We start from the raw sequence: 206 nt of genomic DNA, 5'->3' as shown, positions 1-206 counted from the left end.
CTATAAATAACTATAGTAGTGCTCAGATCATAGCGACTAATGATTGGATGAATCACTATCCACGAGCTATGTTTAATGGACATTCGTCAATGGATATCTATCGTAAGGCTTTCTACCAAGAGATATCACAGCTCCATCAACCAATAATCAATTGGTCAGTATTATTTATTTGAGTCCAGTGGCTAACTTATTCTTGAAATTTAGGT

1 pseudogene is annotated in these 206 nt (G+C 35.0%); it reads left to right on the top strand.

Features of this window, described 5'->3' with window-relative positions:
- Window positions 1–173, top strand: a pseudogene (locus H5975_RS09230) (IS30 family transposase); the annotation flags it as partial.
- Window positions 174–206: the final 33 nt, after the last annotated feature.

Origin of the sequence: Limosilactobacillus coleohominis, assembly GCF_016901675.1 — a bacterium.
Classification (GTDB): Bacteria; Bacillota; Bacilli; order Lactobacillales; family Lactobacillaceae; genus Limosilactobacillus; species Limosilactobacillus intestinavium.
Note: the sequence above shows the minus strand (reverse complement) of the source record. Positions and strands in the feature narration are given on the sequence as shown.